We start from the raw sequence: 26160 nt of genomic DNA on the forward strand, positions 1-26160 counted from the left end.
GACCGGATCGAACGACTCCGCATGTCGTGGTGCTCGGGCCGGTCAGGGCGCGTCACCCGATCAGGCAGTGGCCCCCCACATGGCGCAGTAGCTACTAGTCGACCGAGTCCTTACCCGGTGCCGAGGAGGGCAGTCCGAAGCGAGGGAACAGCGTCGCATCGTGAATCATGTCGATCCGTGCCACCCCCGCCGGCGCGATGGTCAGCAGTTGCAGGGCGTGGGCTTGATGCACGCCGTCGTGCCCGCGCTGGTACAGGCCGTAGGCAGCTTGGCCGTTCGCGGAGGTCGGCACCAGCCGTAGCGCGCCGGGCCCGGTGAGCCTGGTACGGAGGAACTGTGCGATGTTGTCGCGCCCACAAAACCAGGCCGGTATGGGCGGCATCTCCAGTACGGCGTCCTCGGCCAAGATCCGCAACAGCCCATCGATATCGGCATTCTCGAATGCCTCGGTATAACGCTCCAGCAGCGTGTGGCGCAGCGGGTCCGCAGGTTCGGCGAGGTCGTAGCCCAGCGGCGCTGACTTGGCCAGCTGGGAGCGGGCACGCTGCAATGCGCTGTTGACCGCGGCGGTCGTGGTGTCCAGGAGGTCGGCGACTTCATCGGCGCGAAACACCAACACATCCCGCAGGACCAGCACAGCCCGCTGCCGCCCCGGCAGGTGCTGCAGTGCGGCGACGAACGCCAGCCGGGTGGTGTGGCGAGCCTCGGTGACAGCCGCAGGATCCAGCTCGGCATCGGAAACGGGCTCGACCCAGGCGGTTTCGGAAAGATGCGGTTCCAGCGGGCCGAGCGGGTCGGTGGCCGGACCTCCCAGGCCGGAGGGCAGCGCCCGACGGGTTCGGTGTTGTAACGCCTGCAAACAGACTCTGGTAGCGATCCGGTACAGCCAGGTGCGCACCGAAGCACGGCCCTCGAACCCGTCGTACCCGCGCCACGCCCGCAAATACGTCTCCTGCACCGCGTCCTCGGCGTCGTGTGGCGAGCCGAGCATGCGATAGCAGTATCCGAACAGTTCCCCTCGATATCGGTCGGCGGCAACCTCGAAAGGCTGCTGCGTCTGCGTCACGGGGTGACCCGGCTGGTGTCGAAGACCACGGTGTCCGCAAAGACCCGGCCACCCTGCAGGACGATGTGGTCCACGGTGCGCAGAGTTCCGAAGGGGCCGGTGTGCATGTCATAGCAGACAAGCGCGCGTTCCTCGTCTCCGAAGGCGTCGAGGATGTCGACTCCGGTCACCGCCCGGGAGAACTCGGTGATGGCCGCCAGCACCGCCGGGGCGCCGGTGAGCCGGGTGCGCGGGCTTTCGAACACGACGTTCTCGTGCAGCAGGTCCGCCACCGTGGACATGTCCCGCTTGCCGAACGCCTCGACGAAATCGACCGCGACTGCGACGCCTGTCGCGACCGGACGATAGGAACCGATGACCGCGGCCTCGCGGACCTCCGGCTTGCCCAGCACCCGCGCTCCGATATCGCGCTGGAACTGTACGAATGAATCGAGACCGGGCAGGGCCGCCGCGGCGCTGGAGGTCGCGGCGTGCACGAATTCCGGTCCGTTGTCGAGCTGGTAGGCGGTGTACTCCACTCCGGCAGGCCGCTCACGATGCAGTTGTGCGAACACCGCCTCGATCAGGTGCCGATTCTCGGCCGTCGCCTCGTCCCGGGTCCGGTACTGCACGACAACTGTTCTGTTCATATCGAACTCCTCTGGTCGGCACCGCTCACGCAGTGCGTCGGGGGCGTATCGCCGCGGAATAGTCCGTGATGGGCAGGTCGTTCCGGATCGCTGGTACCAGCTCGTCTCGAATGAAGTCTTCGATCCGGTACTCGGCCGCTGTCGCCGGCCGAGGGCCTGTCTGCGGTGCTCGGCCCGTTGCGGTTGCCAGGGCCCAGGTTTCGTTGAGTAGTGTCGCGAAACTTCGTCCGGTGCCGGCCGATATCAGTTCATCGATATCGGCTTCCGCGCTGATCTGCTCGACCTCGACCTGCTCTCCCAGATTCTCGGTGAGAAGGTCACCGATTTCACGCAGTGTGATCGCACGTATCGGGTGGACCGGGAAAATGCTGGTTCCCCTGAACCGGAGATCGCCGAGAAGTTGTGCGGCTGTCGCAGCAACATCGCGCGCCGCGACAAGTTGCAGTGCGGTGTCCGTGCCCAGCGGTGTGCGCAGGACTCGTTCGTTCCGCAGCGGTTGCAGGAAGTAGTAGAAAATCTCGAAGTAGCTCGGCGGTTGCAGATGGACGAGGTTCAATCCTGGCACTGTATTGAGCTGAGCCTCGATGTTGGCATGACCCTCGATCAGACCTCCGATTCGACGTGCCCCGTCGCGGCGGTGACCGCATATGTACGAACTGGTTCCACGATGTGCTCCTGTGTGAGGTTCCAACCCTTCCTTCCGGTAGAGCGTCGATGTCGGCAAAACTCATCGCTCTGTTGCGTTCGGCCCGGAACTCCCGCGTTTTACCCCTGGTGGGAGAGTTCAGTGCGCATGATGGATCGCGTCAATCGCGCTGAGACCGGCGCCGCTCGTCCTCCGCGGGCTCGCTGCCGCGCGGATGCACCAGGCCGGATTCGTAGGCGAGGACGACGAGCTGGGCCCGGTCGCGGGCGTGCAGTTTCGTCATGGCCCGATTGATATGGGTTTTCGCGGTCAGCGGGCTGATCACCATGTGATCGGCGATCTGGTCGTTGGACAGGCCCTGCGCGACCAGGGCTACGGCTTCGCGTTCCCGATTGGTCAGCTCCCGCAGCCCGGCCCGAGTATCCGGGCTCAGCGGCGGCCGGGTGACGTAGCGGTCGATGAGTCGGCGGGTGATCGACGGTGCGAGCAGCGCGTCGCCCCGGGCGGCGACCCGGATGGAATGCAGGAAGTCGTCCGGATGGACGTCTTTGACCAGGAACCCGGCCGCACCGGCGCGCAGCGCCTCGTAGACGTACTCGTCCAGCCCGTAATTGGTCAGCACGACCACATGCACGCCGGTCAACGCCGGGTCCGCGGCGATACGCCGGGTGGTCTCGATACCGTCGACGACCGGCATCTGGATGTCGACGAGCGCGATATCGGGCCGGTACTGCCGGACGGCTGCCAGGCCCGCGCTCCCGTCGCCGGCCTCGGCCACCACCTCGATATCGTCTTCCAAGTCGAGCAGCGCCCGGAAGCCACTGCGGATCAGCGGCTGGTCGTCGATCAGGATGACCCGGATCATGCGGTGTGCTCCACGGGGAGTTCGGCCAGGACGCGGAAACCTCCCTCGCTGCGCGGACCCGCCCGCAGGCTGCCACCGAGCGCGGCGACCCGCTCACGCATCCCGAGCAGCCCGACGCCGGGAGCCGGCGTGGTGCCGGGTGCCGCCCTGCCGTTGTCGTCCACGCGGATCACCAGTGCGTCGGGCCGGTATTCGATTCGCACCCAGGCCGATTCGGCGGCGGCGTGCCGGGCGATATTGGTCAGTGATTCCTGCACGATGCGGTAGCCGGTCCGATCCACCGTGGCCGGCAGATCCCGGTGCCGCCCGTCGATCGTCAGGGTCGCGGCCAGACCGGTCGCGCGAGCCCGCCCGACCAGGTCGGGGACCTCGGCGAGGCCGTGCGGCCGGTTTGCGCGATCATCGCGCAGAGCTTCCAGGGTCGCGCGTAGCTCCCGGGCGGCTTCCCGGCCGGCCTCCCGGATCGCCAGCAGGGCCTCCGGAACCTCCTCGCCGCGTTTGCGGGCCACATGGACGGCGGCCTCGGACTGCACCTTGATCACCGAAATCTGATGGGTGAGCGAATCGTGCAGCTCCCGCGCGATATGCAACCGCTCTTCGTCGGCGCGCCGCCGCGCCGTCTCCTCCCGGGTCCGTTCGGCCTCGTCGGCCCGCCGCTCGGCCTGGCGCAGCGCCTCACCCGCGGCCGCCGCCGCGATCAGCCAAGCCAGCTCGAGGGCGCCGCGGGCCTGCGCGAACGCATCGCCCAGGTCGTGCACCGAGACCAGCGCGGCGAGTGGCAGCGCGGCCACCAGAATCACCGCCGCCAGCGCGGCGGTGACCCGGCGCCCGGCCCGGACCGCGGTGTAGACCGCGATGAGGAACGCGACGGCCGGCACATCGAATCCGGTGGCCTGGTAGCCCAGTGCGCAGAGCCCGGTCCCAGCCAAGACCGCGTCCGGAGCCCGGTGCCGTGCGGCCAAGACGAGACCACTCGCTGCCAGTAGGAGATAACCCCAGGGCTCGAGCCGCGTGACGGAGTGCTGCTCGGAGAGCCCGGCGAACACCAGAATCGCCGCCACTGCGCCGGCGATCGCCCAGTCGCTGATGGTTCTCCGGCTCATGCGTGCACCCTATTCGGAATCTCGCGGGTGCGAATCCCGCGCACGGAGGATCCGGGGCCTACTGCACCCGCAGTACATCCGCTGGTCCGCGGTGCAGTCCGAGCGCCCGGCTACCGCACCGGTGGCAGCGCGCATTGTCTACCGCCGCACGATGTCCGGCGGTGCGGTCACCCCGCATGATCGGACGAGTCCCATCGACTCCACCGAGGAGCACACCATGTCCGTCCGTCACCTGCTCACCACCGTGGCAGCCACCTCGTCCGCTGCTCTCGTACTCGCGCTACCGGCCGCCGCCCATGCTTCGGCCGAACCGGCCGTCACGGGTATGACTTCCGGTCGGGTGGGTCCCAGTTTGACCGCGCTGCTGGGACTGATCGGCGTGATCAGCGGTGCCCGGGCGCTGACCAGCTCCGGAAGGCGCAGCGGCGCCGGGCCGACGGCGGCTGTCGTGGCCGTGGTGACGGGTCTGATCAGCGTGGTCGCCGGAGGGCTGTTCGCTGCCACCGCCGACGGCGGGCCGGGTACCGGCAACGGCATAGTCGCCGCCGTTATCGCGGTGATGCTCGGACTGGCCGGCACCATCCTCGGCGCCCTCGCGCTGGCTCGCTCCCGCCGCCACACCGGCTGAGATCACGGCATCCAGCGCCCACGACGGGCGCGACCGTGACGTGCACGACCATAATGATGGTGAGCGGGAGACCGAGAACAGCCGCCGAATCGGCTCCGGCCGGTTCGTAGGGAGCAGTTCCAGTGCCGCGGTCGTCAATCCGGTGCCGAACAGCGCCGAGATCGGGGAGGTGAGAAGTCGCGGTGGGCAAACAGTGAGGTGACCATCGGGGTTCTCCAGGAGCTTCGCGCCGCCACGGTGTCTCGGTTCTGCGGACCGGCCGCGCGATTCGGGCGGGCCCTCCGTGGAGGACCCGCCCGCTGTGGTGCTGTCGATGCCGACTACTCCCGTGCCGAGGTCGACAGCGACGGCGGGGACCGGAACTGTCAGCTGATGGTCGAGGTGGTTTTCGCCGGTGACGCCATGGTGGCGGCAGTCAATCCGGCGCCCACCAGCGCTATCGCGCCCGCTCCCAGGAAGGCCGCCGAGTAGCCGTCGGTGAGTTGCGGCAGATCGGTGAGCTGGTCGGCGCCGGACGCGGCGGCCAGCGCGGTCATCGCGGCGAGGCCGAGCGCGGAGCCGATCTGGTAGCTGACATTGACGATGCCCGAGGCCAGGCCGCCTTCCTCCGGCCGTGCCGCGCTGATGGCGGTGCCCAGCGAGGGGATGAAGGCCAGCGACATTCCGCCTGCGGCGACCAGTGAGGCGGGCAGGACGTCGATCCAGAAGCTGCCGGTCGGCCGGACCAGCGACATGATGCCCAATCCGAGACCGAGAACGGCCAGGCCGGTCACGATCATCGGTTTGGCGCCGAAGCGCTGCATCGCCCGGGGCGCGAGCACAACCATGCCGAGCATGATCAAGGTGGTCATCGGGAGCAGTGCCGCGCCGGACGGGAAGGCGCTGTAGCCGAGGACCTGCTGCAGGTACAGGTTCAGGAAGAACCACATGGGCACCCACGCCGCACCCAGCAGTAGCTGTGCGAGGTTGGCCGCCGCCAGGCCGGGAGCACGGAAGATACTCAGCGGCATCAGCGGTTCGCGGCGGCGGGCCTGCAGGGACACGAAACCGGCGAGCAGCGCGGCGGCGGCGCCGAGTACTACCCAGGTCTGCACCGAGCCCCAGCCGGCCTCCGGTGCGCGGACGATGCCGTACACGGCGGTGGCGAGACCCGCGGTGGCGGTGGCCGCGCCGAGCAGGTCCACCGACCCCGGACGGGCCGGTGCGCTGGGCATCAGGACCGGAACCGCGATCAGTGCCAGGAGCGCGATCGGGATATTGATGTAGAAAACCCACGGCCAGCTGATGTATTCGGTGAGCACGCCACCGAGAAACACGCCGGCGGTGCCCCCGGCCGGTGCCGCGGCGCCGTACACGGCCAGCGCCTTGGTCAATTCGTGTGGGGAGGAACCGAAGAGCGTCATCAGCAGGGTGAGCGCCGACGGTGCGATCAGTGCCGCGCCGGCACCTTGTACGGCCCGCCCGGCCAATTCGACTGCTACGGTGCCCGCCGCGCCCGCGACGACCGATCCCGCGAGCAGGACCACCCAGCCGGTGGCGAATATCCGGCGGGCGCCCAGCAGATCGGACATCCGCCCGCCCAGCAGCAACAGTCCACCGAACGCGATGACGTAGGCGTTGAACACCCAGGTCAGGTTTTCCGGGGAGAAGCCGAGATCGGCCTGCATACGCGGGAGCGCGATCCCGATGATCGAGGTGTCCATGATGACCATGAACTGAGCGGCGGCGATCACCGCCAGGGCCCACCACTTTCGTGTCGTGGGGCGAGTCTGCATTGTCATGACAAATCCTATTTACTCTACCCGGGTAGGGTATCGAGAGAGAGCGGTCGGCCGGTGCCTCCGGCGATCGCCGGAGGGTTTCGGGTCAGTGGCCGGCCGGTGCTGCGTTCAGGGTGAATGCCGCGGTGCGCACGACTCCGTGGTGCCGGAAATCGAGGAACAACCGGTATGTTCCGGGTCCGGGCACCACGGTGTGGAAGTCGATACCCGGCCCGGCCGGGGTGATCCCGTCCCCGGGTTCGCCGCTGGGGTGGACGTGGACGTAGGCGAGGTCGCCGGCGCGCAATACGACCAGGTGCCCGTACGCGCCGAGGTGGGGGTCGAGATCGGTGACCGGCGTGCCGTCCTTGTGGATGGTGAAGGTCAGGACGCGGCCCTCGCCGGGGACCGGATCGCCCGCGACGGTGACCTGGTAATCGTCGACCGTGACGGTGCGCTCCGGGGCGGGGGTGGGACGGGGCGCGTACCGGCCCGCGACGGCGAGGTCGGCACCGAGGGTGAGGGTGCGTCCGAGCGCCCGGGGTGCGATATCGGTGAATACCCGATAGGCGCCGGGTTCGGTCACCTCGAGGCGAATCGACCAGGTGCCGTGCTCGTCGCGGACCGGGTGCACATGCTGGAAGCCGGTCAGTTCCCGGCGCGCCACGATCAGGTGGAGCTCACGCTCGTGGATGGCGGTGAAATCGGTGACCGCCGCGCCGTCCGGGCCGAGGATCCGGAACCGGAAATCGATGTGACCGGCGTCGACGATCGGGGTTTCGAGTTCGAGCGTGTAACCGGCCTCGGTGATCTGCAATCCCCCCGGAACCGCGCCGGCGTGTGCGGCGTGGGTGTCCGGGGTGTGGTGGGCATGAGCGTCCGCCGCGTGATGGGCGTGGGGGTCTGCTGTGTGGTGGGTGTGCGCGGCATGAACGTTCGCTGCGGGATGGGCGTGGGCGGTGTGGTGGGTGGTGGCATTCACGGCGGGCCTCCTGGGTCCTTCTCGGTTCGACAGGAGGAAATGTAATACCCCCAGGGGGTATATGCAAGTGTCGATTGTGGCTTGCTCGATGCGCGCACCGCGCAGTCTCCTTCGCGTGCTCGCCGCACCGCCCGACGCCGGATATCGGGCTCTGGGGCTTCGGGCCGCCCCGTCCGGTAGTGCTGTGTGGCCCAAGGGAGGCCGGAGAACCAGGAGACCGCCGGCCGGCCGTCGCAGCGATCCACCTCGCCCACGCCGCAAGCACCGAGCGCAGCCGGCCGATTCGAGAGTCGGCCGGCAACTCCCTCGAGCCAATGGGGGAGGACGGAAACCGGTTTATACCTGTGCAGGAGGCAGGCGGAGTGGGCCGGATCACCGGCGAGCACGGTTTCCGGCTAGCTCCGCCGAGATACCGAAAGTGAGCATTACCCCGGCCGATACGACATTATGGTCGCAGATCTGACTACTCAGGTCGCACACTGCGTTTTTCGACTGATCAGGGATCTACCGTGCAAAGTTCACAGATATTGACCCGCACCGTGCTCGGCAGCGTCGTTGCCCCGCTGCTCATTGTCGGTTCCGGGGGCGTCGCCGCGGCCGGGCCCGCCCCGGCGCCCGCGCCGGTACCGGCCCCCGCTGCTCCGGGGCCCGAGGGGGCGGCGCCTGTCGCGGCGTGCATGGCGCCCGGTGACTCCATCGAACTCCGGGCCGGCCTGGGCGCCCTGCTCGGGACCGGGAGCGGCGCGATCGCGGGTATTCCCGTCTTCTTTGTCGGAGCCATCCCGTTCGGGATCATCGGCGGCGTGATCGGCGCCATGGTCGGCTCGACCACCTACGCCCAGGACGCCTGGCGGGCCCCGCAGAACTGCTGATCGAACGGGGCCGCGGGGTCAGCCCTTTGACGGGGTAGGTGGCGTCGAGCCATTCGGTGAACGAAGTCCGGCCGATTCGGGCGTGCGGCCGGCCACCGACCCGCGGTCCTCCAGCAGCGCCCGATACACACCGACTGCGGTGTCGATGATCCACTGGTGCCGGACCATCAGAAGCGCCTCGCGGTCGTCGTTGAGCACCGACTTCATTGCGCACCGTGGCATCGAGGCTACGTACTGGGTGAAATTGCGTCCTATCAGGGAACGAATCTCCGCTGTCGACAACCTGATATGTCGGTTCTCGTCGACGGCACACTCGCCGAGGCTCGTCCACTGGGTATCGCGCACACTCGAGATGCGAAAGTGTCGGCTGCCCAGCTCTCGGGCGTGCCTCAGTGCTGGATCAATCCGCCGACCGGAGTGAGCGTGATGTGACCGGTCGCCGGAAGTGTCTGCGCCAGAGTCAATCCGGTATCGACAAGCGATGACCGACGTAGAGAGGCCACCTCGCCGAGCGGAGTCCAGGTCGGCTCGACGGTTTCCCCGTTCGGTTCGGCCCGAAGCCGGCCGCCGGTGATGCGGACGCGGTAGTAGACCCCGACATTCTGATGCTCGACTCCCGCACGAGCAACGGCGGCGGGTATCACCCTCGAATCCACGCCCAGCAGGCGCTCGACGACCCCGTCATAGCCGGTCTCCTCAGTGAGCTCTCGGGTCACCGCATCGAAGGGATCCTCCGCATGCTGGACCCCACCGCCTGGAAGTGTCCAGGTAGTCTCGCCGTTTCCGGCGACATGACGAGCGAGCAACACCCGGCCCCGTTCGAGGCAGACGGCGTATGCCGCGAGTCTGAAGCTCATTCACTGAACCTAATGTCCAATACGGCGTCGAGTTCGTGCGGGCTGAGGTCGATTACCCGGTGGGCGGCAACCATCGGGCGATGCTATCGATCGCGATACTGGCATCGACGTGCCATAGTTTGAGATCCCAATCGAATTTCGCCCGCACCGCTTCCTTCGCTTCGTCCTTCTCGGCGTAGGGAACTTCCAGATACCTTCGACCGCCGACCACGCCGCCAGGCTTGATGTCCGCGCCCGCGGCGGGTGCCTTCTCCGGCGAGTTTGTCGAGGACTGTCGCGTATACGGCTTCCGTGCCGGTCGTTCCATCCGTGCCCGATCGACGATATGGCGCACTCGTGCGCAGGAGGCCGGATCTGTTATCCGCATCATCAGATCCGTCGGGCCTCGGCTGGCGAGCAGGTTCAGGGAGCCGTGCCAGAGAACGGTGTCGTCCACGATCATCACTTTCTCGTGCATACGTTCCCGCTCGATCACTTCGCACCCGAAGGATTTCAGTTCGTCGGCAAGTTGCGCGGCCCTGGGATCGTCATCGTGGCGTCGAGTGTAGACGGTGACTCGAATCGATTCGGCGATGCGAGCCGAGAACTGCTTCGCCCAGCGCCGGACCGGTGCCGGATTCAGGAATGCGCAATAGATTTCTATGCTTTTGCGGGCTGCCTGAACATCCCATTCGATCGCCCGGTCGACCTCGTCCGCGGGGAAGAAGACGGGCCGAGCCAGTTGTTCTTCATCGAGATTCGCCAGATCGGCGGCTGATCTGATGGGGATCAGATCATCCACTGACAGCCGTTGTGCCTCGGCTTCGAGCTGGTCGAGCATCCGCATTGCCGGGCTTTCCGATACGAGCTTCGACCGGAGGAAATCCACGTTGGCAACGACCACCAAGTGGTCTTGGGCCCGGCTCAGTGCGACGTTGAGAAGCCGGCAGGTATCGGAATCCAGCCGAGTGCCCTCATAGAAATATCCGGCCTCTTTCCAGCCAGTTGACCGTGTCCTGGGCTGCTTGCCCAGCCGCTTCGAGCTGAGCCACTGCCTGTTCCAGCCGGATATGCCTATCTCGCAGGGCCGAAAGCGTCTCGGCAAGAGCTTCGGCCTGCTCGTGTGCCGCGATATCGGCGCCTACCGCGTCCATTCGTACTCGGAGGCCGGTGATCTGCTCATCGAGCTCTACCGACAGACGTTCCGCGATGAGTTCGGGCACGATTCTGTCGCCATACTGCCGGGTCAGTGATTCGACCGAGATCTCGCCCTTGCGCTGAACAATACCGGTGTCGAACTGCTCCTCCTTGCACAGAAGATCGCAGATACGCCGCAGCGCCTGATCGACCGCGACGTTCGTCGGCGCGACGAACAATATGTTCAGTCCTTGCCGGTAGCAGCCTTCGACTATGCAGCCCACTACCTCGGTTTTGCCTGTGCCGGGCGGGCCCCAGATGAATGTTGCCTCACTGGCCAAGGCCTGCTCGACGGCGCGACGCTGGCGGAGGTTGGGAGTCCTGTCGCGGTAACCGGGTAGGAACTGCTCGGGTCCGGCACAACGGTCGATGTGCGGCGAACCGAGGCCGACGAGCCGGCCCGCGGTCGCCGCGTGAAAGGAATCGTTCGGTTCACTCGTTTGCTCCAGCCGTTCGGCAAGTTTCTCCAGGCCGACCGTGTCATCTTCGATCAAGGTCGCGGAGGGAATCGTCGCGCCGAGATCGGCCTCCGTCACCACGCGGATACTGCCGCCCGGCATCGGTGCGGCTTCAGCCTTCTCCCAGGCGGTTCGGGCAGTTCGCGTACGAGCTCGCTTGATCAGCAGGTCTTTACCGGAGAGCGACTGCTTCCACGCCTTGCAGCTGAACACGTACTCGTTGGTTCCCAGCCGCCGGCCGTCATGGAGTGCCACCTTGTCGCCCGAGCCGGCGTTGTCGTTCAGTGCTGCGGAGTTCGGCGCGCACCGCTCGCAGGAGATCCGGGACCGGGAAAAGGGGCTGGTTCGGATTCGGCCACCGGATCACCGCCGGCCGCTGCGCTGCTCGGCTTCCGGCATAACTACAGATCCTGGCTTCGCCGGCGGAGCCGAGCCTCCCACTCTTGCTGCCATTTCCACCCCTGAACCCGCTCCGAATCGACACGTCGCGACACCTGAAAGGTGTTGCGCCTCAACGAGTGTAGATGCTCCCAGCGGTTCTCTCGGCTACCACGACGAATTCGGGCGGTGTTCGTTGCCGGGCCAGCTCCTTGTCGGCCGCAGGGCTCGCGACGAGCCATTCTCCCGCGCGTAGTGGGGAGGGCGACCGCGTCCGGCAGTCGATCGGACATGAGTAGCGCGATCGTAGCTGCCGGAGTCGCGGTCACAGCTTCTCCAGCCCCAGCGCGGAGAGGGCCAGTAGTGGCTGGGTGAACTGGTTCTCGCCGAGGGCGTAGTGGGTGTAGTGGAGGGTGATGACGACGTTGCGGTATCGGACTGACATTTCGGCCGCGATGATTCGGTTCCTGCTGCTCTCGATTTCCCGGAACTTGTCGTCATCGGCTCCGGGGACTCCGGCGGGCGAGCCCGTCTTACGGCGCAGATCGTCGACTGCTTTGTCGAGTCCGGACTCGCGGGGGTTGGCCTTGTGGAGCCGGGTGGTGACAGAGAGGAAGGCGGTGGGCAGGCTGTCGGGGGCGGTGTCCTGATTGGAGTACATGCACTGCGCGGAGTTCTCGTATTCCTTGTTGCCGCCGAAGATGGCCGTCGGTTCCGTGGTGAACCGTCCGGGTATCAACGGCGCGATCTCGGCCTCTGTGAACAATCCGCATCCCATCGGGGCCTCGGCCAGGTCCCGGGAGGTGTCGACCACCGGATCGTCATCGGAGCTTCCGGCGGCGAACAGGAAGTAGGCGCCGGCACCACCACCGCCGAGTACGACGAGGACGAGTACCAGGACGAGTGCGATGACTCCGCCGCGATTCGAGCGCGGTGGTGGAGGTGGGGCCCATTGCGGGCCGGGAGTATACGGTTGCTGCCCGGGCATGGGCGCCCAGTGTCCCTGCGGTGGATACGGCTGCCCGGGGGGTGTGAGCATCTGCTGCGGCATGGGCCGGCCGGCCTCCGGCAGCGGACCGGGCTGCCCGGGCTGGGACATCGGACCTCCTGAGGTGTGTGGCGATCCGGATGGGGACCGGAACGCGCTGGGGACCCCAATCTTGGACAACTCGAGTACGCCCGCACGACTGGGGACGGAAAATTTTGCCTCGTGTTGAGCTGCAGCGGAGCGGCCCCGGCGTGGGTGGCCGTGGTGTGCCTCGGTTCATGGGCCGGCCCGTTCGGAATCATCGGCGGAGTGATCGGCGCCATGGTCGGCTCGACCACCTGCCGCATGGCCGGATCGCCGCGTGATCCATACGTTGAGATGCACTTGGACACCGCTGTGCACCGCCCCCGCGACCGCCGCCATCATCAACGGCACGCCCCCGGAGAAGCACGGGGTCGCCTCGGCGGTCAACAATGCCTCGCGGGAGGTCGGCGCGGCCATCGGTATCGCGGTCTCCGGCACGGCCGCGAACCAGGACTATTCGCCGCCGTCACCGCCGTCCCCACCCTGGCCGTCCGAGCGGGAAGCACTATTCGACGCTTTGACCTGCGCTGCCAGCCTCCAATCGAGTGTCCGCAATGCTGGGACTCCGAACACGGCAGCGGCCATGGCGGCTCCCTCCGGCCCGTACTGTTCATATGGCTCTGCCCCCTCCGCCCACCGCTGATGTTGCGGTCGGAGATGGCGCAGTTCGTGTCTTGCGCGCTGCCGGACCGCTGTGCCCAGCGATGTGAGAGTAACCCGCAGCCTTCGGCTCATAAACCGAGTGCCGTAAAAGCTGAGGAGCGGCACGAGTGGGTAGAGATTGTGGTAGACGCCGTCGTCGGGATAAGCGGCAACAACCATGACGGTGCTGAGCAGGGTCGCGACCCACAGCGGAATCAGTGCTCTGCGAGCCTTCCGCTGGGCACGGCCGTCGGCCAGATACCCGCGCTGTGTCAGCTCTTCCCGGAGTTGGGTCAGCTGCCCGTGCACCATCCACGTCAGCTTGTCGATGGTCTGCCCTGGCATGTGCAGGTAGTTGAACACCGCTCCGGTGAGCGGGTCGAACTGTGCGTGCTCGGCAACACTGCACCGACGCGAGGGCAATCCGTCCGAGCCGATCAATGTCTTGGCGCGCAACAGCATCACCGCGGCCAGTACGGCACGCTCCTCGCCGTACAACAGTGCCATCTCGTACACGGTCAGCTGCCTGCCCGGCGGTTCGGCAGCGGCAGGTGGTACCCGGCGCAGCAGCCAGAAGGCCAGCCCCACAGCGAATGCCGTCATCGGCACAATGAGCCACAGGAAGTCGTCGGCTGGGTTCCCTGTACCAAGGGCGTAGTGGCTCGGGACCGCTTCCGACAGTTCGGCAGTAGGCACTCTAGTCCTCCGAATCATCTTCCGCCCGGCTCCCGCGGCCGTGTTGCCCACGCGCACAGGTCGCTTCGTCACTCATGCCGGTTATCCCGGGCAGACTTCGGAGTGTTATCGCACGAGCATCGACGGGGCACGGTATCTCCGGCGGTCGGTGTCCGGTGCTTCTGCCCGCGACCACGTGGGTTGTCCCGAACCCGGGGGCGCGCGGTTTCGCACGGAGTGGAACCTCTCTCGGGCCTCACCGCGCCCGGCGCCGGAGCGGCGCGGTCGGCGACCACGTAGGTTATATTCGCTGATGGCACATAGGTATTCGATCGGCGCGGGTGTGCGAGACGCCCAAAACCTCAGGAGCCGAGGTGGTTTTGCAGTCGGGGGATGAGTTCAGCGGGTTCGTCATCGATCGACCTCTCGGGTCCGGCGGGATGGGCGTGGTGTATCTTGCTCGCCATCCGCGGCTGGAACGTCATGTGGCGCTGAAAGTCCTCAACGATGCCTTGGCCGCCGATCCGAAAGCACGTATCGCCTTCGAGCGGGAAGTAGCGCTGGCGGCACGCTTCGACCATCCCAATATCGTTGCCGTCTACGATCGCAGCGACCCCGGCGATCCCGATCTGTGGCTGTCGATGCAGTACATCAGCGGCGGGGACGCCAACGCCCTGCTCGCCGCGGACCCGGACGGTCTGGCCCCGGATCTGGCGGTGGAACTGATCGCCGACGCCGCGCACGCGTTGGATGCCGCCCACGCCGCCGGCGTCCTGCACCGCGATGTGAAACCGGCCAATCTGCTGATCGGGCCCGACCCACGCCGGCAGTGCCGGGCTATACTCACCGATTTCGGCATCGCCCGTGCACTCGACGAATCGGTGACGGCGTCCACGCTGGCCGTAACCTTCGCCTACGCGGCACCCGAGCGATTTCTCGCTCAGCCCTCCGAGCGCCGCACCGATGTCTACTCCCTCGGCTGCACACTGCATCACCTGCTCACGGGGCAGCGACCGTTTCCCCGTGATACGCACGCCGCCGTGATGGCCGCCCACCTGAACGAACCACCGCCGCGTCCCAGCGTGTTACGCCCGGATCTGCCGGCCGCGCTCGATGTGGTCATCGCCACCGCGCTGGCCAAACGACCCGCCGACAGGTATCGCTCCTGTGGTGAACTTGCCGCAGCGGCCCGCGCGGCGCTCGCGGGCACACCGTCGGTCGCGGCCGGCATCGTGGAACCCGGGTCGGCAGCCGGGGGTCCAGCACCGGCGTCAGCGCATGCTCACACCGCGCCACCTCCATATCCACCTGACGCAACCACCGCACCTTCTCGCGACTCTCCATTGGCCTCCGGTTTACCGAGCCCCAGACGGAACCCGCAGAGGAGTTCACACAATTGGAGGGCCGGGGCGGCCGGTCGGCGGAAAGTCGCCTCGGGCGCCGCGGTGATCTTCGCGGTGGTGACGATGGTGGTCGCTGCGGCGATTTATCTCCCCGGCCTCATACACAGCGATGGTGACTCCACTGCGCAGCAGCCACCTCCGCAGCCGACCACTCCTCAACCGACACAGATCCCAGCCGGTTTCGTGCCGCCGCCTGTACGCCCGACTCCGTTACCCGATCCGGTCTACTGCCGGTACAAACCGGACGGCAAGGAACCCAGGGTGAAGCGCCCGGACGATGGCCCGGTTTCTTCCAAAGGCACCGTCCGGGCGACGATCAACACCAATGCGGGAGCGATCCCGCTACTTCTCGACCGCTCACTGGCGCCTTGCACGGTCAACAGTTTCATCAGCCTGGTCGAGCAGGGCGAGTTCGACGGAGTCCGCTGCGGCGGAGGGCGCGTGGAGTGGATTGCGTGCGGCAACAGTGAAAGCCCTGGTTACGATCTGGATTCCGAGGCCTTCATCGAGTTGCAGTACCGTCGCGGCTATCTGGTTATGGGTAGTCTTTCCTTCTTCGGCGCTACTTTCGACTTGTTCTTCGCCGACGGACAACTCAATCCGGAATACACGGTGTTCGGCACAATCTCCGACGAGGGGATGAAGGTCATCGACAGTCTCCTACCCCTGGACTACGACGGCCGAAGTGAACGACTGAGCAACCTCGTCTTCAACGGCATCGACATCCAGGGCTGACTGCGCAACCGTTTCCTCCAGAGCGTGTACTCGGCGTGGCGCCGCGTGCTCGCCTCCCCGGCCTGTCCCCGGCAAATGCGACCGCTGACGACATTGCCCGCGCCGCCGAGTCGATCGATATTTTCTCTGCGGTACCGATCGGACGGTTCGACCAGTGCAGACCCCGTGGAATACCCGCTACGCCATCACTTTCCGCTCCCTCTTGACCTCTACTTAAGTTGAGGTCTTAGCGTGGGCGTCAGTTGATTACCATGCGAGAGGACATGCTCATGTTTCTGGTCACGGGAGCCACCGGCAATATCGGACGCTCGTTGCTGAAGGAGTTGCGCGCGTCCGGCTCCGGGCCGATCAGGGCATTCACCCGGGACACCGCTGGAGCCGCCTTTCCGGCTGGAGTCGAGGCAGTCCAGGGCGACCTGGCCGACGTCTCCTCGCTGACGGCCGCGCTGGACGGGGTGCGGTCGATGTTTCTCGTGCCGGGACTCGGAACGGATGCCGAGATCATCGACCTCGCTCGCCGGGCCGGTGTCGAGCATGTGGTGCTGGTGTCGTCGATCACCGTGGAGACCCACCCCCACCTCGGTCCCGCTGCCGACAACGCGGCAGTCGAGAAGCTCCTCGAGGCCAGCGGAATGGAGTGGACAATCCTGCGGCCGACGCAGTTCGCATCCAATGCCCTGATGTGGGCATCGACTATCCAAACGGGTCAACCCGTTCAAGTGCCCTATGCCGACATCGGGCTGCCCACCATTCACCCCGCTGACGTTGCGTCGGTGGCCCGGGTCGCGCTGACCGAGCCTGGCCACCGGGGGCAACGGTATGCACTGACCGGTCCCGCACCGGTCAGTGCGCGTCAACAGGTCGCAACCATCGCCGGGCTGCTGAACCAGGACATCGAGTTCACCGAGATCACCCGGGAGGATGCCCGCCCGAGCATGGTCGCGGTCTTCGGCGAAGACGCCGCCGACGCCGTCCTGGACGTGACCGGCGGCGACGTCAACGACGCTCTGCTGCAGGTGCGCGACACGGTCCCGAGGGTGACCGATTCAGTGGCCAGGACCTTCACGCAGTGGGCCGAGGAGAATATCGACGCTTTCCGGTGAGGTGCCGGTCCGTGGAATGCAATCGGCCCACTCCTGTGCTGGCCTACGGTAGTGTGCTGGCCGCACCGGTCCTATCTGACCGGCCGAACCATTTCCCGGCCTGAGCGATGCCATGACCAAGGCCGCAATCGGATGGAAAGGCCCCGGCCAGTCCGGGGCATCAGCTTCCTCGCAGCCGCGGGCTCCGCGCAGGTCACGGCCGTGACCGCGCAGGGGCGTGATTCCGCCAACGAGGACCTCGAGCGGGCGCTCCGGGCGGCACGGCATCTACCACAGGTGGAACACATAGTTCTGCCGAGTTCCGAGTTACCGCTCACCTATGCCGGGCTGTGGGACGGGCCGACCTGGTTGAACGAGCCTTCACCGCTGATTGTCGGCAGACGCCGTGTCGGTGCGCTCGCGCGACTGGCGTCGGCCCGCGGTCCGCGAGTGCATCTGACGGGCCACGGTGGAGACCACGTCTTCGGAGGGCCATCTTCGCTGTCGCTTCCCGAGCCGGGAGCGTATGTGTACGGATACCGTCACAACGATCGCAGGCCGCGCCTGGTCCGTCGGGTCAATTGCCCTGAAGCCGACCCAGAGGGTCGGGTTTACCAGATATCCGCCCAGACCGGGCGCTTGGGGATATCGAACATGGCGTAGTTTCGGCGGACAACGACTGGAACCGAGGCGCCGGGATGCAACTGTTCGATCAGAGCGCGTGCCTTTGTCTCTTGGTACTGAAAATAGAAGAATTGTTTCTGTATCCGGGAGTCACCGCCCGTATCCGGGTGCAGGAAATGGACTTCCACGCGGACTCGCCACAGGTCGAATCCGAACGGCGCACGACTGTGCTTGCGTTGTAGTTCGGAATCGACCACCGCCGCAGTTATCGCATCCCCGGTGCGCAGCAGATAGCTACGGCGTAGTCGCCATGCCGCGGCCAGCACAAACATCCACGCCCCGATGCCCACCAACGCGCTCGCCGGTAGAAACAGCGCCATGGCGACCGGTGAACCGATCGCCCGGGCGATAACGGCACCCAGATTCAACGCGCCGGCCATGAACGCCACTGCAGCTACCGGGACACCCAGTGTCCACACCAGTGACATAGGGCCGACCATCCGGCCAGGCCGCCCCATGTCAGCTCCTCGGATTCGACCGGGAATACGCCGGCCGATACGGCAATCGAATACAAACAGCGTTCATCTCAGCGCCACCGCTGCTCGCCGGGATATTCGTCGAAATCATCAGGCCAGTCGCTGGGTCCGACGACGGTTTCACCCGTTCTCGGACGCCGGGTCGGAGTCTGGGGTGACGGCCAGGTGGGCGTCGGTGGTGGTGTGGGTGTTTGTGGTGGTTCGGGAGTCCACGTCCAGGTGAACTGCGGGGAGTTCTTCGCTGGCGACTCGCTCGGCGTATTCCTTGAGCGCCGGGGACGCTGTGTCCATCCCGGCGACAATGGAAATGAATTCCTCCGTGACCTCGGTGGGTCCGTCGAAAAGTTGCTCGACGTCCAGCCTGGCCAAGCGGATCGTGGCCGTACGCAGATTGTCTACCGCATCCATGACCTTGCGGGCGATCGCGTCGACCGCGGGATCGATATCGGGTTCCCGCATGCTGCCCCATTGTGGTTTGCTCACGCGTTCTCCCAGGGTGCGGTGCCGGAGCCTACGTCGTAGGACTGGGTGGGCCGATTGGTGGTGGCGCCGTAATCCGCGATCTGTGCAATATCCTGGCCGACGGCCACGGCACGGGTCGCGTCGTCGATCTTGCTGGTGACGGGCGCGACGGCCTCCTCGAGCTTTTGTTTCGCGTTCTCTCTCAGCTGGCCAACCGGATCTTTGATGATGTCGAGGAGTTTCTTGAATGCGTCGGCGAGTTCTTTGATCTTGCCTACCACGTCGATCGCGGCGTTGACGAGGAGACCGATATCTACGACCAGTTTGGCGATACGAGCGGCTCCGAGCCCGGGTACCGCCGCGGAAAGGATGTTCGCGACCGACTTGAGGGCTCCTTTGATGTCGTCGAAGTCGACGTACTTGTTGAGCATCCCCCAGAGTTTCTCGAGGATGATGCGGATGCCGTCCCTGATCATGTCGGAGACTTCCCCCGCACAGTCACTGACGACCCGGCCGACCGGTCCTTCCCATTTCATCGCCGCGATCTGCTTGGTGGCCCAGTCGTGAAACGATACGGCGGCCGCGCCGTCCCAATTGGGTTGGCCGTTTGTGCTTCCGTCGATCCGCTTCACCCCGGATTCGAGGTTTTTGCCGCATGCTTCGATTCCATTGCCGGCCGCTTTGTACACCTCGCCTAGCCTGCGGATTTCGGACCAGTTTCCGGGTATCGGCTCCAGGCATTTGACCAACGGGTCGTATTCGGTTCCCGCTGCGCGCGTAATGCTCTTGATGGACTCGTTCACGTTACCGAGCACCGGGAAAACCTCGGCGATGAGACCGGCGAGCTCCTCCTTGTTCGCAGCCGGCGCCTCGAGTTTGAACGACTCCGGTTTCGGATAGCTGACGGCACCTGCGTATTGCGCGGTGACGCCGATCTCCTCGGTGCTGTCGTTTCCCGGAGCGGCTGACTCGGTGGCCGCATTCAGTGCCGCATAGGTTCTCTGATCCTGGTGGTGATACATCCAGGCGGCTTTGTTGAGTTCCGTCCCGCTGCCGGTCGTGGTCTCGGCAAGCACCCGGTGCCGCTGAGACATCCAGTCGGCCGCGTCGTTGATCGGGGCCACGAGCGTGTCGATGATCGGCCCGTGCAGCCACTCTGCCGCTCTACCTTCCTTCGCCACGAAATCCGACGTCGCTTGGACGTCGGCACCGATGGAGGCGAGGAGAACACCCAGGCCGGCGATCTCGCTGGAATTTGCCGATAACGTCTCGGTCATCGATATCCTCTGATTCCGTTCGTTCTACGTTGCCTGCAGGCCCTGGCCATCGGATCGGGCGGACAGATCGCGGCCGGGTTCCAGGTTTCAGTTGGTGCCGAGTGATTCGCTCAGAATCTCGGTGATCCGACGGATCTCATCGCAGGGTGGGGGAGCCGGTACCGCCGGCAGTGTCATGATGCCCACCCGGAAGATCCCGTCGGTTGATTCGACGGCTGCCGAGCAGGCGCCGGGATTCGCCGGAGTTCGATACAGCACCGCCGCGCGCCCACCGATCGGGTCCGAGCTGAAAACCTCGTGACCGGGGTTCTTCCGGATATCGTCGAGAGTCAAGTCGCTCGATGTCACAGATACCGCGCCGGTGGGAAGCTTCTCGCCGTCGACCAGGGTTTCGCGCCAGAACTGGCAGCCGATTTCGGTGAAGATGCCGACACCTTCAGCGGTGGCTCTTTCGCGGGTCTCCGGGGCGAATCCGGCCCTGGCCACCGGATCGTCGCCCACGCTCACACACGGGTCGAACCGGACCTGTTTCGCGCCGGTCTGTGCCGGTGCGGGCGGGACACTGACCTGCACGGAGACGCTCGTTCCCGCAGCCGCTGTCGGCGACGAAGCCTCCGTCGTTGCTTCCTGGTCCACAGAACCACCAGAACACGCCGTCAGTACCAGCGCACCCATCACCAGGCAACCGGCAGCGAAAATCGTCCTCATCGTCGAACCCCCGAACATCGAGATTATCGTCCGCCCCCCTCGGGTACAGACAGTCACCAGCAGTCGGTAATGATGGCACAATTCCGCTGAATCGGTCGCGCGGAACCCTCGATGTAGAGGTTCGGTGCTCCGAGTTGTGCGTTCGACGAGTGGGGTGGGGGAGCGGCTGCCGATTATCGAGCCGAAGTGACGCTCGAAGCCGATGCGGGCGGTGTGAATCCACCTGGATATGAACACCTGCCACGGTTGCCGACCGCCGGCTGGGGCGAGGTGCCGGGCGGATGCCGGCGTCGCGGGCCTGCCGACAAACCAGATCCAACGAGGGAATATGCAGAATCTCTATGTGGTGAGCCACCCGCATGCCGACCACACCGAAACCGACCTGGTCGGCGGTTGGTACGACTCGCACCTGACGCCGCCCGGACGGCGCGACGCACACCTGATCGCCGAGGAACTCCGCCGCCGCCGCGACCCACTGCGACCGATCCGCATCACCACATCCGACCTGTCCCGATGCGCCGAAACCGCCGGAATTCTCGCCACAGTCCTCGCTGCCCCGGTTTCGGCGGATCCGCGCCTGCGTGAGATCAGCTTCGGCGAAGCCGAAGGCCGGCCGAACGAGTGGCTCGCCCAGCGGCAGATCCCCGCGCCGGACCATGACCGCCTCGACCATCGCGGCCCTATCGCTGGTGCCGAGACACGGCGCGAGGTAGCAACCCGGGTCGGTGCCTGCATCAGTACCTTGATGACCGATATCGGTCACGATCACATCGTGGTCACCCACGGATACGCGCTGACGTTCGTGGTGACCAGCTGGATGCAGATCCCCGTCGATGCGGTGGGATTCGCCTCCTTCGCGACAACACCCGGTGCGATCACCCATCTACGCCTCGACGACTACTGGCGCAACCGCGCACTGGTCGCCCTCGCAGACACCAGCCATCTGAAAACCGATAAGAACTGACCGATCACGATCACCGTCCATCCCGTAGTCAGGCCACCACACCGCCTCAGTACAGTGACACCGCATGACCGGCACCGAGCTGGAGATCACCGCGGACCTGGTCCGTGACCTGCTGCGGGCGCAACATCCCGACCTCGCGGGGCTGTCCATCCGCGAGGTTGCGGGTGGCTGGGGCAACCAGATGTGGCGCCTCGGGGACGAGTTGGCCGTACGTATGCAGCGCATGGACCCCACCCCGGACTTGCAGCTGAAGGAGCGACGGTGGCTCCCCGTGCTGGCCCCGCACCTGCCACTGCCGGTGCCGACCCCGGTGCGATTCGGTGAACCGTCCGAGCGTTTCCCCAAACACTGGACCGTGATGACATGGGTTCCCGGCGAACCGCTCGACCACGCCACGATCAGCCGCGGCACCCATGCGGCCGATACGCTGGCAGCATTCCTACGGGCACTCCATGTTCCCGCACCCGCCGAGGCGCCGATCGCTACCGACCGCGGCACCCATCTCGGTGACTGCACGGACGGCTTCGAGGCATTCTGCCAAGCCGTCGCCCCTGCCGACCTCGCTACTGATGTCCGGGCGGTCTGGCACGATGCCGTCGCCGCCGATGCCTGGGAGGGTCCACCGGTGTGGGTGCACGGCGACCTGCATCCCGCGAACGTCGTCGTCTCGGATGGAACGCTCTCGGGCATAGTCGATTTCGGTGACCTGTTCGCCGGTGACCCGGCGTGGGACCTCGCCGCCGCCTGGGTGCTGCTGCCCGCGGGCGAGGCCGCGCGGTTCTTCGACATGTACGCGCACGCGGATGAGGCGGCGGTCCAGCGGGCCCGCGGGCTGGCGGCCATGAAAAGTCTGTTTCTGATGCTCATGGGGCAGAACGGAGATCGGGGTCTTCCGGGCGGAAAGGCGCACTGGGGACCTGCCGGCCGGGCGGCACTCGAGCGTGTTCTGAAGGGCGTGTGACGAACGGGGAGAATCGGACTCGTGAGAATGGGCATCTCTGGTTTCGATCCGTCGTTCCTGGCCGGGATCGAAGCGATCCGCCGGGAACATGGCTCAGGCTTGGCGGCGCTCGCCGGGCGGCGTCTCACCGGGTTCGCGCTCGTGCGTTTCGCCGAGGACGGGGACTGGTTCGCCGACTGCCCGGTCGTCTTGGAGTTCGAGGGCATGCGGGTGGAGATCTGTCACTGGAAGCTCGATGAACTATCGATCGGCTGGAACACGATCGACACCGCGGCGGCGATCACCGGCTGGGAGACGTCCGAGCTGACACCCGAATGGTCCTTCGCCGACGAGCGGCTCGGGCAGTTCGTCGGTCACGAGTTGCGTGAAGTCGCCCTGCTCGAGTGGCATCCAGCGGGCCGTGACCTGGCCAGGGGCACGGTTGCCGTGGAGTTCGCCTTCGCTGACCGACAGTTGCACATCACCAACGGTCTCGATCAGAACAGCATTCACGTCGGTGCGGCCCACCAGGACTATGTGCGGTACCGGCTGGATTGCTGAACGCGGCCCGATTCGTATACGTCATCTCTGCTATCTGTGCCTTCGGGTCCCGACGAACGCCCCCAACCCGATGACCCCGGCGCAGGGGAGAGGGGCCGGATAGCGGTCAGGTCACTCGGTGACAGCAACGAGTTTGCCGCCCCGCGGGAAGTGGTGAAGTTCGAGTTCCGTGAGCGCCGGGATCGCCTCGGTCAGTGGCACCGTTCGGGCGATCGGCACGTGGAGCGTCCCCAGCCCAGCGGCATGTGCGACGGCGTCGAGGTCGGCGGTGAAAGGTTGGGCGATCATCAATCGGTACGGCCCGGGTTCCGCACTGCGGGCGAACTTCGATGGGCTCGGGTTGATGTCGATCAGGTGTCCGGTGCGCTCGGTGAGCATTATCGTCGCCTCCGTCGGCAACGTGCCTGCGGTGTCGAGGACGAGGTCGAACCGTCCCGCCACGCTCTCGGGGTCGAAGTCGAATCCCATTATCGGGTCGATGCCCAAGGCGCGGGCTTCCGCCATTGCGGTGGGGCGGCAGCTACCGGCGACCGACGCCCCTCGGGACAGCGCGAATTGGACCGCGGCCCGGCCGACGCCGCCGAGACAGCCGTGGATGAACACAGCCTGTCCCTCGTTCAGCTTGCCTTCGCGGACTATCGCTTGGTAGGCGGTGATGCCGACTGTCGGGATGGCTGCGGCCTGTTCGAAGGAGAGGCTTGCGGGCTTGTGGACCACCCCGCTTTCCGCGGCGACGACCACCTCGGAGAAAGACCCGGCCCCTTCGGGGCTCGTGCCGCCCAGTACCTCGTCGCCGACCCGCAGTCGAGCAACATCGGTTCCGACCGCTTCCACCACGCCCGCGAAGTCCGTGCCGAATCCACGTGGGAAGGCGCGGCCGGTCACCATCTCCATCGCGCCGCCGCGGATCTTCCAGTCCATCGGGTTGGCCGATGCGGCGCGCACGCGCACAAGCACCTCGTGTGGCCCCGGCCGCCGGGGCTCGAAGTTGTCCAGCCGCAACACCTCGGGTCCGCCGTACCGGTGGTACTGGATGCGCTGCATCGTCATGCGCCCGCGGCGTCTGTTGCCGGGGCGGGCGTCGGCGAGGCGAAGGGGAAACGCGTGCCGGTGAGGTGTTCGGAGACGTGCCAGAGCCGCGTGGCGGCGTCCGGATCCTCGGCCACGGGGGATATCCGGCCCACCGTGGCCGGTCCGCGTACACCGCCGAAGCGGCTCGGGCCGGCGAAACTGCCGCCGGGAATGTCGCCGACGGCCGCCAGCAGGGTGGGAAGCGCACCGGCGTCGGAACTCTGGGCGAGCATGGGTGTGAAGAGGGCCGACAGGGCGTCGAGAAGCCGGTTTCCGCTGGTAATCCGGAAGCCGGTGGCGGCCCAACCAGGATGCGCGGTGGTCGCGATAACCGGCGAACCGACCGCGTTCAGGCGGTGTTGTAGTTCGGCAGTGAACAGCAGGACCGACAACTTCGACGCACCGTAGGCGCCGAACGGCTGGTAGGGGCGTTGTGTCCACTGCATGTCGTCGAAGTCGAGCTGCGCGGTGCGGTACGCGGTCGACGAGGTGGACACGACGCGGTCGGTGATTCGGTCCAGCAGCAGGTTCGTCAACGCGAAGGGCGCCAGGTGGTTGACGCCGAACTGGAGTTCGAAACCGTCTGCGGTGTGCTGTAGCGAGTCGGTCATGGTGCCGGCGTTGTTGATGAGCACGTCCACTGTGCTGTCGATGCCGTCCGCGAACTGCCGGACCGATGCCAGCGAGCTGAGGTCGAGCGGGCGGACTTCGACCGTGCCGCTCATCTCGGCGGCGGCGGCACGGCCCTTGTCCTGGTCTCGGACAGCGAGGATGAGCCGTGCGCCCTTGGCGGCCAGGGCGGCCGCCGCGGCACGGCCGATTCCGCTGCCGGCGCCGGTGACGATGACGGTGCGGCCGGTCTGATCCGGTATCTGCGAAGGAGAGGCGAGTGTGAGCATATCGCCAATGTACCCACTGGATACTATCTAGTCAACGGATACATACTTGGTAAACTGCCCGCATGACGCCTGCCCGCCCCTACCACCACGGCAACCTGCGCCAAGCCGTCCTGGAGCAAGCCATGCCGGTGGTGCGTGAGAGGGGAGCCGCGGAGCTGTCGCTGCGCGAGCTGGCCGCCACCATCGGCGTTACGCACGCCGCTGTGCGGCGCTACTTTCCGGACCGTCAGCAGCTTCACGACGCACTGGCCGTCGAAGGGTTCGCACTGCTCGGCGCCCGGCTACGGGGCGCTGTCGAAGGTGCGCCCGACTATCGTGCGCAGATCCACTCGATTGCCCGGGCCTACCTCGACTTCGTGACTTCCGAGGCGAACCTGGCCGAGCTGATGTTCGCCCACAAACACGGAGAAGGTGGCGACGCTGTGAGCGAGAGTGCCGAGGCCGCCTTTTCGCCGATATTGCTGGTGTTCCAACGCGGCCTGGCCGGCGACCCACGGAGCACGAGCCCGGAGCGGACCGCGCTGATCTTCTTCGCCACCCTTCAAGGGCTGGCCGGGCTCGTCAACTGCGGCATGATCAGCGCCGACCGGCTCGGTGGGTTCATCGATGAGGCTGTTGCGCAATTCCCGCAGGGCGATGTGGACGATAGCGCGGAGAGGGCAGGTATCTGACGAAAGATCTGTCCGTTGTGAATCATGAGTGACGACAGTGTGATTCAGTCGAGCCTTTCGGAGTGCGTCCGGCGAGGTCGGGCTACCGGAAACCTGGCGCCGGGCGGCGTCTCGTCGGGTTCGCGCTTGTGTGCAACTTCGGGTTCCGGCAACGAGTCCGAGTGCCTACTGTCCGAGGGGGGAATCAGACAGTCTCCGGCGCCGCTGACTTCTTGGCCGGTCCAGCAGTACGGCTCCGTGTGGCCGGCAGCATGATCACGAGCGCAAGGAACGCCAGACCCGCGGCGGCGGGGGGGGCGGCCCCCGCCACCCCGCTCGACGGCGAGGTGCCGTCCGACGAGGCCCTGCTGGACCTGGTGGGCGATGCCCGGTACGTGCTGATCGGGGAGGCCACGCACGGTACCGCCGAGTTCTACGC

The 26160-nt window shown here is 66.3% G+C and carries 28 protein-coding genes; 9 read left to right on the forward strand and 19 right to left on the reverse strand.

The window, feature by feature from the left end; genetic code table 11:
• Nucleotides 1–94: 94 nt before the first annotated feature.
• The 5 genes from QH276_RS27265 to QH276_RS27285 all read right to left on the reverse strand — a co-directional run bounded on the left by QH276_RS27265 (nucleotide 95) and on the right by QH276_RS27285 (nucleotide 4309).
• Complete coding sequence (locus QH276_RS27265) at nucleotides 95–1066, reverse strand: sigma-70 family RNA polymerase sigma factor (RefSeq protein WP_280397980.1); 972 nt, start codon at nucleotides 1064–1066, stop codon at nucleotides 95–97.
• Nucleotides 1063–1695 carry a nuclear transport factor 2 family protein gene (locus QH276_RS27270; RefSeq protein ID WP_280397979.1) on the reverse strand — a complete coding sequence of 211 codons (633 nt, stop codon included), beginning with the start codon at nucleotides 1693–1695 and terminating at the stop codon, nucleotides 1063–1065. Before QH276_RS27270 ends, QH276_RS27265 begins: the two co-directional genes overlap by 4 nt.
• A gap of 25 nt (nucleotides 1696–1720) precedes the next feature.
• Entirely contained in the window at nucleotides 1721–2251 is a 531-nt protein-coding gene (locus QH276_RS27275) for a hypothetical protein (protein ID WP_280397978.1), read from the reverse strand.
• A 250-nt stretch (nucleotides 2252–2501) separates the two neighbouring features.
• Entirely contained in the window at nucleotides 2502–3206 is a 705-nt protein-coding gene (locus tag QH276_RS27280) for a response regulator transcription factor (protein ID WP_280397977.1), read from the reverse strand.
• On the reverse strand, nucleotides 3203–4309 hold the full coding sequence (locus tag QH276_RS27285; protein WP_280397976.1) for a sensor histidine kinase: 1107 nt from the start codon (nucleotides 4307–4309) through the stop codon (nucleotides 3203–3205). Before QH276_RS27285 ends, QH276_RS27280 begins: the two co-directional genes overlap by 4 nt.
• 217 nt (nucleotides 4310–4526) lie before the next feature.
• On the opposite strand from QH276_RS27285, the gene QH276_RS27290 reads away from it, so the two are divergent.
• Entirely contained in the window at nucleotides 4527–4937 is a 411-nt protein-coding gene (locus QH276_RS27290; RefSeq protein WP_280397975.1) for a DUF6223 family protein, read from the forward strand.
• Between the two features lie 365 nt (nucleotides 4938–5302).
• Here the strand turns inward: QH276_RS27290 and QH276_RS27295 are convergent, their stop codons facing one another.
• Nucleotides 5303–6712: an MFS transporter gene (locus QH276_RS27295; RefSeq protein ID WP_280398008.1), complete on the reverse strand. Its 1410-nt coding sequence runs from the start codon at nucleotides 6710–6712 to the stop codon at nucleotides 5303–5305.
• Between the two features lie 91 nt (nucleotides 6713–6803).
• Nucleotides 6804–7679 carry a hypothetical protein gene (locus QH276_RS27300; RefSeq protein ID WP_280397974.1) on the reverse strand — a complete coding sequence of 292 codons (876 nt, stop codon included), beginning with the start codon at nucleotides 7677–7679 and terminating at the stop codon, nucleotides 6804–6806.
• A 509-nt stretch (nucleotides 7680–8188) separates the two neighbouring features.
• Between QH276_RS27300 and QH276_RS27305 the strand changes: the two genes are divergently transcribed.
• Complete coding sequence (locus QH276_RS27305) at nucleotides 8189–8551, forward strand: hypothetical protein (RefSeq protein ID WP_280397973.1); 363 nt, start codon at nucleotides 8189–8191, stop codon at nucleotides 8549–8551.
• An 18-nt stretch (nucleotides 8552–8569) separates the two neighbouring features.
• Here the strand turns inward: QH276_RS27305 and QH276_RS27310 are convergent, their stop codons facing one another.
• From QH276_RS27310 to QH276_RS27335, 6 genes are all read right to left on the reverse strand, one after another.
• On the reverse strand, nucleotides 8570–8758 hold the full coding sequence (locus QH276_RS27310; RefSeq protein WP_280397972.1) for a hypothetical protein: 189 nt from the start codon (nucleotides 8756–8758) through the stop codon (nucleotides 8570–8572).
• A gap of 182 nt (nucleotides 8759–8940) precedes the next feature.
• Entirely contained in the window at nucleotides 8941–9408 is a 468-nt protein-coding gene (locus QH276_RS27315; protein WP_280397971.1) for an NUDIX hydrolase, read from the reverse strand.
• Nucleotides 9409–9460: 52 nt separating this feature from the next.
• Nucleotides 9461–10291 (reverse strand): DUF5710 domain-containing protein, encoded by an 831-nt coding sequence (locus tag QH276_RS27320; RefSeq protein ID WP_280397970.1) that lies wholly within the window; start codon nucleotides 10289–10291, stop codon nucleotides 9461–9463.
• A 70-nt stretch (nucleotides 10292–10361) separates the two neighbouring features.
• Nucleotides 10362–11297: an AAA domain-containing protein gene (locus tag QH276_RS27325; protein ID WP_280397969.1), complete on the reverse strand. Its 936-nt coding sequence runs from the start codon at nucleotides 11295–11297 to the stop codon at nucleotides 10362–10364.
• A 448-nt stretch (nucleotides 11298–11745) separates the two neighbouring features.
• A complete protein-coding gene (locus QH276_RS27330) occupies nucleotides 11746–12519 on the reverse strand; it encodes a hypothetical protein (protein ID WP_280397968.1) in 774 nt (257 codons plus the stop codon).
• A 426-nt stretch (nucleotides 12520–12945) separates the two neighbouring features.
• On the reverse strand, nucleotides 12946–13848 hold the full coding sequence (locus QH276_RS27335) for a TIGR04222 domain-containing membrane protein (RefSeq protein ID WP_280397967.1): 903 nt from the start codon (nucleotides 13846–13848) through the stop codon (nucleotides 12946–12948).
• Between the two features lie 335 nt (nucleotides 13849–14183).
• Between QH276_RS27335 and QH276_RS27340 the strand changes: the two genes are divergently transcribed.
• The 3 genes from QH276_RS27340 (at nucleotide 14184) to QH276_RS35620 (ending at nucleotide 17692) form a co-directional block, all read left to right on the forward strand.
• Nucleotides 14184–15947: a protein kinase domain-containing protein gene (locus QH276_RS27340; protein WP_280397966.1), complete on the forward strand. Its 1764-nt coding sequence runs from the start codon at nucleotides 14184–14186 to the stop codon at nucleotides 15945–15947.
• Nucleotides 15948–16216: 269 nt separating this feature from the next.
• Nucleotides 16217–17050: an SDR family oxidoreductase gene (locus QH276_RS27345; RefSeq protein WP_280397965.1), complete on the forward strand. Its 834-nt coding sequence runs from the start codon at nucleotides 16217–16219 to the stop codon at nucleotides 17048–17050.
• 132 nt (nucleotides 17051–17182) lie between these two features.
• Nucleotides 17183–17692 carry an asparagine synthase-related protein gene (locus QH276_RS35620; protein WP_432278588.1) on the forward strand — a complete coding sequence of 170 codons (510 nt, stop codon included), beginning with the start codon at nucleotides 17183–17185 and terminating at the stop codon, nucleotides 17690–17692.
• Here QH276_RS35620 and QH276_RS27350 read toward each other — a convergent pair.
• The 4 genes from QH276_RS27350 to QH276_RS27365 all read right to left on the reverse strand — a co-directional run bounded on the left by QH276_RS27350 (nucleotide 17641) and on the right by QH276_RS27365 (nucleotide 20636).
• Nucleotides 17641–18093, reverse strand: a complete 453-nt coding sequence (locus QH276_RS27350; protein ID WP_280397964.1) for a hypothetical protein — start codon at nucleotides 18091–18093, stop codon at nucleotides 17641–17643. The genes QH276_RS35620 and QH276_RS27350 overlap by 52 nt on opposite strands.
• Nucleotides 18094–18309: 216 nt before the next feature.
• Nucleotides 18310–18672 (reverse strand): hypothetical protein, encoded by a 363-nt coding sequence (locus tag QH276_RS27355; RefSeq protein WP_280397963.1) that lies wholly within the window; start codon nucleotides 18670–18672, stop codon nucleotides 18310–18312.
• Nucleotides 18669–19928 (reverse strand): hypothetical protein, encoded by a 1260-nt coding sequence (locus QH276_RS27360; protein ID WP_280397962.1) that lies wholly within the window; start codon nucleotides 19926–19928, stop codon nucleotides 18669–18671. Before QH276_RS27360 ends, QH276_RS27355 begins: the two co-directional genes overlap by 4 nt.
• An 87-nt stretch (nucleotides 19929–20015) precedes the next feature.
• The gene (locus tag QH276_RS27365; protein WP_280397961.1) at nucleotides 20016–20636 is read right to left on the reverse strand and encodes a DUF3558 domain-containing protein; all 621 of its coding nucleotides are present in this window, start codon (nucleotides 20634–20636) and stop codon (nucleotides 20016–20018) included.
• 328 nt (nucleotides 20637–20964) lie between these two features.
• Between QH276_RS27365 and QH276_RS27370 the strand changes: the two genes are divergently transcribed.
• The 3 genes from QH276_RS27370 to QH276_RS27380 all read left to right on the forward strand — a co-directional run bounded on the left by QH276_RS27370 (nucleotide 20965) and on the right by QH276_RS27380 (nucleotide 23101).
• A complete protein-coding gene (locus QH276_RS27370; protein WP_280397960.1) occupies nucleotides 20965–21600 on the forward strand; it encodes a histidine phosphatase family protein in 636 nt (211 codons plus the stop codon).
• Between the two features lie 64 nt (nucleotides 21601–21664).
• The gene (locus QH276_RS27375) at nucleotides 21665–22561 is read left to right on the forward strand and encodes an aminoglycoside phosphotransferase family protein (protein ID WP_280397959.1); all 897 of its coding nucleotides are present in this window, start codon (nucleotides 21665–21667) and stop codon (nucleotides 22559–22561) included.
• Nucleotides 22562–22582: 21 nt separating this feature from the next.
• Entirely contained in the window at nucleotides 22583–23101 is a 519-nt protein-coding gene (locus QH276_RS27380) for a hypothetical protein (RefSeq protein ID WP_280397958.1), read from the forward strand.
• 111 nt (nucleotides 23102–23212) lie between these two features.
• Here QH276_RS27380 and QH276_RS27385 read toward each other — a convergent pair whose 3' ends face one another.
• Together QH276_RS27385 and QH276_RS27390 are read right to left on the reverse strand one after the other, a co-directional pair.
• Nucleotides 23213–24151, reverse strand: a complete 939-nt coding sequence (locus QH276_RS27385) for an NADP-dependent oxidoreductase (protein ID WP_280397957.1) — start codon at nucleotides 24149–24151, stop codon at nucleotides 23213–23215.
• On the reverse strand, nucleotides 24148–25071 hold the full coding sequence (locus QH276_RS27390) for an oxidoreductase (protein ID WP_280397956.1): 924 nt from the start codon (nucleotides 25069–25071) through the stop codon (nucleotides 24148–24150). Before QH276_RS27390 ends, QH276_RS27385 begins: the two co-directional genes overlap by 4 nt.
• A gap of 62 nt (nucleotides 25072–25133) precedes the next feature.
• Between QH276_RS27390 and QH276_RS27395 the strand changes: the two genes are divergently transcribed.
• On the forward strand, nucleotides 25134–25742 hold the full coding sequence (locus QH276_RS27395) for a TetR/AcrR family transcriptional regulator (protein ID WP_280397955.1): 609 nt from the start codon (nucleotides 25134–25136) through the stop codon (nucleotides 25740–25742).
• Nucleotides 25743–26160: the final 418 nt, after the last annotated feature.

The organism is Nocardia carnea, assembly GCF_029869215.1.
GTDB classification, from domain to species: Bacteria; Actinomycetota; Actinomycetes; order Mycobacteriales; family Mycobacteriaceae; genus Nocardia; species Nocardia carnea_B.

What these genes read in the sequence shown, in the direction of transcription:
- QH276_RS27270 (WP_280397979.1), bottom strand. Translation starts at nt 1,695, where the DNA reads ATGAACAGAACAGTTGTCGTGCAGTACCGGACCCGGGACGAGGCGACG.
- QH276_RS27280 (WP_280397977.1), bottom strand. Translation starts at nt 3,206, where the DNA reads ATGATCCGGGTCATCCTGATCGACGACCAGCCGCTGATCCGCAGTGGC.
- QH276_RS27285 (WP_280397976.1), bottom strand. Translation starts at nt 4,309, where the DNA reads ATGAGCCGGAGAACCATCAGCGACTGGGCGATCGCCGGCGCAGTGGCG.
- QH276_RS27290 (WP_280397975.1), top strand. Translation starts at nt 4,527, where the DNA reads ATGTCCGTCCGTCACCTGCTCACCACCGTGGCAGCCACCTCGTCCGCT.
- QH276_RS27295 (WP_280398008.1), bottom strand. Translation starts at nt 6,712, where the DNA reads ATGCAGACTCGCCCCACGACACGAAAGTGGTGGGCCCTGGCGGTGATC.
- QH276_RS27310 (WP_280397972.1), bottom strand. Translation starts at nt 8,758, where the DNA reads ATGAAGTCGGTGCTCAACGACGACCGCGAGGCGCTTCTGATGGTCCGG.
- QH276_RS27315 (WP_280397971.1), bottom strand. Translation starts at nt 9,408, where the DNA reads ATGAGCTTCAGACTCGCGGCATACGCCGTCTGCCTCGAACGGGGCCGG.
- QH276_RS27330 (WP_280397968.1), bottom strand. Translation starts at nt 12,519, where the DNA reads ATGTCCCAGCCCGGGCAGCCCGGTCCGCTGCCGGAGGCCGGCCGGCCC.
- QH276_RS27335 (WP_280397967.1), bottom strand. Translation starts at nt 13,848, where the DNA reads ATGATTCGGAGGACTAGAGTGCCTACTGCCGAACTGTCGGAAGCGGTC.
- QH276_RS27345 (WP_280397965.1), top strand. Translation starts at nt 16,217, where the DNA reads ATGTTTCTGGTCACGGGAGCCACCGGCAATATCGGACGCTCGTTGCTG.
- QH276_RS35620 (WP_432278588.1), top strand. Translation starts at nt 17,183, where the DNA reads ATGGAAAGGCCCCGGCCAGTCCGGGGCATCAGCTTCCTCGCAGCCGCG.
- QH276_RS27350 (WP_280397964.1), bottom strand. Translation starts at nt 18,093, where the DNA reads ATGGCCGGCGCGTTGAATCTGGGTGCCGTTATCGCCCGGGCGATCGGT.
- QH276_RS27360 (WP_280397962.1), bottom strand. Translation starts at nt 19,928, where the DNA reads ATGACCGAGACGTTATCGGCAAATTCCAGCGAGATCGCCGGCCTGGGT.
- QH276_RS27365 (WP_280397961.1), bottom strand. Translation starts at nt 20,636, where the DNA reads ATGAGGACGATTTTCGCTGCCGGTTGCCTGGTGATGGGTGCGCTGGTA.
- QH276_RS27370 (WP_280397960.1), top strand. Translation starts at nt 20,965, where the DNA reads ATGCAGAATCTCTATGTGGTGAGCCACCCGCATGCCGACCACACCGAA.
- QH276_RS27375 (WP_280397959.1), top strand. Translation starts at nt 21,665, where the DNA reads ATGACCGGCACCGAGCTGGAGATCACCGCGGACCTGGTCCGTGACCTG.
- QH276_RS27385 (WP_280397957.1), bottom strand. Translation starts at nt 24,151, where the DNA reads ATGACGATGCAGCGCATCCAGTACCACCGGTACGGCGGACCCGAGGTG.
- QH276_RS27390 (WP_280397956.1), bottom strand. Translation starts at nt 25,071, where the DNA reads ATGCTCACACTCGCCTCTCCTTCGCAGATACCGGATCAGACCGGCCGC.
- QH276_RS27395 (WP_280397955.1), top strand. Translation starts at nt 25,134, where the DNA reads ATGACGCCTGCCCGCCCCTACCACCACGGCAACCTGCGCCAAGCCGTC.